The 5,438-nt window shown below is 38.2% G+C and carries 1 protein-coding gene; it reads right to left on the bottom strand.

Going from position 1 to position 5,438, the window contains the following annotated elements; all coding sequences use genetic code 11:
* On the bottom strand, positions 1-5,354 hold a 5,354-nt coding region (locus tag K4Z77_RS08975), incomplete at its 3' end, for a Rib/alpha-like domain-containing protein (protein WP_224219106.1).
* Positions 5,355-5,438: the final 84 nt, after the last annotated feature.

Raw genomic sequence — 5,438 nt, 5'->3', positions numbered from 1 at the left:
TCATCTACATCGATAACACCTGGTTGATCACTTACGTATGTTGTTTTGGCTGGAATGTCTTTTCCATTTTCTTCTTTCAATGGAATTTCAACCTTAGAACCTGGTTTTCCACTACCATCTTCATACTTCGGTGTGTAAACATCTTTATCACGGTCAGTTACTGTTACAGTTACAGGGACTTCTTCTGTTGAGCCGTCTGGATATGTGACTGTAATCTTACCTGTGACTTTATCGCCAGGATTCTTATCTTTTGGAATTGTGACTGTTACTTTTCCTTTGTCATCTACATCGATAACACCTGGTTGATCACTTACGTATGTTGTTTTGGCTGGAATGTCTTTTCCATTTTCTTCTTTCAATGGAATTTCAACCTTAGAACCTGGTTTTCCACTGCCATCTTCATACTTCGGTGTGTAATCGTCTTTATCACGGTTAGTTACCGTTACATTTACCGGTACTTCTTCTGTTGAGCCGTCTGGATATGTGACTGTAATCTTACCTGTGACTTTATCGCCAGGATTCTTATCTTTTGGAATTGTGACTGTTACTTTTCCTTTGTCATCTACATCGATAACACCTGGTTGATCACTTACGTATGTTGTTTTGGCTGGAATGTCTTTTCCATTTTCTTCTTTCAATGGAATTTCAACCTTAGAACCTGGTTTTCCACTGCCATCTTCATACTTCGGTGTGTAATCGTCAGATACTTGAGTCACCTTAACTGTTACTGGGACATCGATTGTCGAACCATCTGGATAGGTAACAGTTACGACACCTGGCTTGTCACCTGGTGTAGAAGTGTCTGGTGTAGTCTTCCATGTGTAATTTGTGCCATTTGGAAGGTCACCATTATTACCAATACTGTTCTTAGCATTCGGTTTCTCGTTAAGCCCTACTGTTTGAGTTTTGGCTGTTGGAGCAATATTTGTTGCTTCCTTAATTGGGCTTGGTTCTGACACAACATCATCTTGTCCTGGTGTTTGAACAGTTGTTTTAGCTGTAATATTTCCTACTGGAACCTTACCTGTGATGATTGCAGTTGCTTTTCCGTTTGTTACAGTTCCTGTACCAATAACAGTTGTTCCATCTGGACCATAAAGAGTCACGGTTGAACCATCTTTAACTCCCCCACCAACAGAAACAGTTACTGGAACATTTTCTTGATTAGACTTACCTGTTAAATCTGTTTCAATTATCGGTTGTTTTGGTTTAACAATGATGGTTACTTGCGGATTAGATTTAGCTACTGTTTTATCTGTATGAGTTGCTGTTGCTGTGTACTTAAAGACACCTGCTGTATCTTGAAGTATCTTTGGTGCTGTTCCTTCCCAGCCCCATTCAACTCCAATTCCTTTACCATTAGGTCCTGCGTCTGTATATTGGTTAGCGTCCACACGCCCATTCCATTGTCTTAGCGAATCTCCAACTGTAACAGTCGCTGTTTTACCTTTAATAGGATAAAGAGCTGCTTTATTAGTTGTCGCTACTTTCTCTGGACTTGGATCAGATGTGACATCTTGCTCACCAGGTGTTTGAACAGTTGTTTTAGCTGTAATATTTCCTTTTGGAATTGTTCCTGTAATTGTCGCTTTTCCATTAGTTACAGTACCTGTACCAATTGCACGTCCATCCTGAGAATAAAGTGTTACAATAGAGCCATCTTTTACCCCGTTATGAACATTTACAACAACTGCTGTGTTAGGTAATTCTGCCTTACCAGTCAGATCCGTTTCAATTGTTGGAGCTTTTGGTTTAACGATAACGGTTACTTGTGGATTAGATTCTGCTACTGATTTATCAGTATGAGTTGCTGTTGCTGTGTACTTAAAGACACCTGCTGTATCTTGAAGAGCTTTAGGCGTTGTCCCTTTCCAACCCCATTCTACACCATTTCCACGTCCTTTTGGTGCATTTGTGTATTGGTTAGAATCTACACGTCCCTTCCATGTCTTTAATGAATCTCCAACTGTAACAGTTACTGTCTGACCTTCCAGTGGATGCTGACTAGCTAAGTCTTTTCCTACATGGACAGGGACATCAATATTCTCAGTTGATTTATCTGGATATGTGATTTTTACGACTGCTTTTTTATCTGTTCCTGTAGTATTGGTTTCAGGTTTTGAAACTACTTCAAAGATAGTTCCAGTTGGGAAGGCTGGCGTACCAGGTTTAGCAATGACTTTTCCTTTAACCTCATCATCTGTAATCTTATGATTAAATGGTACAGTCAGTGTATTTGCTGCTGGAGTATACTTTTCTGCCTGTTCATGTACTTCAAATACAAAATATCCTGTTGTGGTATTGGTTCCGTCTGTTGAAATTGCACGGGCAGTATACTTACCTTTCCCAACTCCTAGACCAACTGTTCCTGTTACACTTTGTCCTAATGGCGAACCTTCTGTTGCCGTACCACTGACAGGTGTAAAGCTAAATCCACTTTGGAGGTTTTCCGTTTTGAAGTTCGTCACTTTTCCACTATCATCTGTTGTGATGAGACGTGTATTTACTGCGTCACCACGGTATAGCGGAATAACTATATTTTGTCCTTCTGCATGAGTTTTTCCTAACTCCACTTTGCTACCATCGTCTTTAACCCAGTAGATTTTTGGTGGAGTTGTATCACGAACCACTACTGGAACTGTTACTTCATCTGTTGATTTATCAGAGTAAGTCACAATAACTGTAGCTGTTTTGTTACCTGTTGTATCTGTATCAGGTTTTTGTTTAACAGTTAAGGTCGCATTGCTTGGATAATTTTTAACTTTTGCTTTAATTGCTTCATCTGTTAATTCTTGTTTGATTCCAACTACAACAGTTTCTGCTGTTGGATTGTGTTTTTCATTTTCTTTAGTGGCTGGTATAACTTTTACTTTTACTGTCTTTTCAATTTTGTGACCAGCGTCATCAGTTGCCTTAACGGTAACTGTTTTTTCTCCAATATCAGATTCCTTTGCCTCTCCAAGGTCAATAGATAGTGTCTTTTGTTTATCAGTATTTACTGAATAGTTCGTTTTTTGCGTAAATAGATGATTAGGATATTTTGTAAATATATCTGAAAAATCTAAATTTACCTTAGTATCATCTCGTCCATCTACATTAAATGAGATTTTCTCACCAACTTTTACAACTTGTTCTAGTGGTGTAACAGTCAATGTAGGTGCTTGTGTATCTGGTGCTTTTAATACTGTAACTGGTACATTTACATTTTCAGTCGATCCATCTGGGTATGTTACTTTTACTACAGCATTCCCTACGTTTCCTGGCTTAGCTGTTGATGGTTTACTTAAAACAGTAAGTGATCCGGGTGCATAGTTCTTCACTTTTGCTTTCACTGCATCATCTGAAATCGTTTGACCTTGGTTTACTGTTAACGTTTCTCCTGTCGGATTGTACTTAGACGCTTGATCTTTTACTGTAATGGTAATTGTTTTTTCAGCTTTGTTTCCATTTTTATCATAGGCTTTAATAGTTACTGTACTATTACCTACAGGTCCTGTTGGTGTTCCAGTAATCTTACCATTTGTAAATGTTAATCCTTGTGGTAATCCAGTTACTTCAATTGGATTGTTTGGACGCATTCCTACTCCGCCTTTATTGTCTTCAGCTGTTACTGGAATATCTACAATTTTTTCATTTTTTATAACTGTTGCTCCATTTGCAGTAATAGTTGGCGGTGTCGTATCTTTAGGAGTTAAACTTGTACCCGTTGTCCCCATAATATAAGACTGATTAGTAGTCCATCCTGATGTTGTTGAAGCTGCATAGGCACGACCGTATGCATTAGCTTCTTCCTCAGTTATATTATTTTTCAATTTAATCTTAGCATGCATATGCATAGCATAGTCTGTACTCTCTCTACCTAATTTGACAGTTAAATAATATGATAATCCAGGATATTTTCCATTTTTATCTTTCGTAAGTGTGTTTAATGTAGAATCATATTGGTTGTTCTTAAATACATCCCATCTTTGTTTATCACGAGTTACCCCTGAATTTGGATCATAAAATGAGTATCCATCATTATTAAAAATTTTGTATTGTTGTCCCCACGGATTTGAAATTGTAGCTGTATTACCATACTGTTTGAATCCTTGGAAGCCATCAGATAGTCTTCTACCTCCAACATTTTCATAACGAGTAAAGCTTAAATCTCTTACTGTATTAGAAGGATCCATTATATTAAATGGTGCTTGGAAATAATACTGTTGCTGGTATGAACTTCCCGTCATCTTTCTTCCGTCGTTATTGAAGAAGACATCATAGACGATCCATTTACCTTGACTATCTTCCATATAGTAGGCTTTAATATCTGTTTTATTTTTAGTAAACTCAGGATCATTATTTCGAGTATTACTTCCATTATTAGTTCCAGGGTCAACAGAAGCAAAATATTTAATATTTGCTAAGGCACCTGAACTAATCTGACCATTTGCTCTAAAGCTTGTTCCTTGAGCCATGCTCTTGCCATTACGTGAGTCACGAGCACCTGAATTCAAACGCGTTGTAGCATTTTTAACAGAAGTAAACATTCTCTTCACACGTTTTGTCATATCTTCAACATCGTTCAGAGAAACTGTTGTATTTTCAAGAACTCCTTGAGCCAAGCCCAATAGTTCATTGGCTTTTTCAAGAACTTCTTTGCTAGTCTCATGCTCAGGCAATTCCAAAACAGCTGCCTGCAATTGATCTACAGATACTTTCAAAGAATCTTTTTTAGCTGATACAGTTTGGCTCTCTTCGCTTGCGCTTACTTCAGGAGAAGATTGGCTTGCTAGATTGTCAGCTGGCTTCTCAGTTTTATCTGCTTGTTTATCAACTTGAACCTCAGTTACTTCCTTAGCAGCTGATACAACTGTCACATCTTTAGACAAGAGTTCTACAAGTTCATCGATATCCTTTTGAGCTAGCTCAGAACTTTCTAGAGCTTCTTTCCCTTTTTGAAGTCTGTCTTTAACAGGCGATACTACTGATTCGTCAAGGTTTAATTTAGTAGAAAGAAGAGCATTTAATTCTTCAACTACTTTTCTTAACTTGGCTTTATCAACTGTAGACGCGCTAGGTGCAGCAGTTGTAAGCGCTTGATTTTCTGTATCTACTTTGTTGTCAGTAGATTCTGCAACATCCACAGGCGAATCGACCTTATCTTTAGGGTTCACTAGACCCGCATTAGCCGTATTAGATTGTGGAGCGTTTGGAAGCACACTATCCGCGCTCGCAACGCGGGCACCCAAAAACATCAGCGCTGCAACAGCAACTGAAGCTGCACCGAAACTATATTTACGAATAGAATAGCGCAAAACTTTTTCACGTTGTTGGCGCTTGATTCTATTGAGCGAATTTGATTTATTTTCCATTGTTCCTCCTTATGTTAAAACACAAAATCAAATTAAAAGTATTCTTCATGGCTACACTTTTTATAGTAACGCACCCACGAAGCC

Origin of the sequence: Streptococcus mitis subsp. hohhotensis, from assembly GCF_020089495.2 — a bacterium.
Classification (GTDB): Bacteria; Bacillota; Bacilli; order Lactobacillales; family Streptococcaceae; genus Streptococcus; species Streptococcus hohhotensis.
The sequence above is the reverse complement of the archived record's forward strand: the minus strand, read 5'-3'. Positions and strand labels throughout refer to the sequence as shown.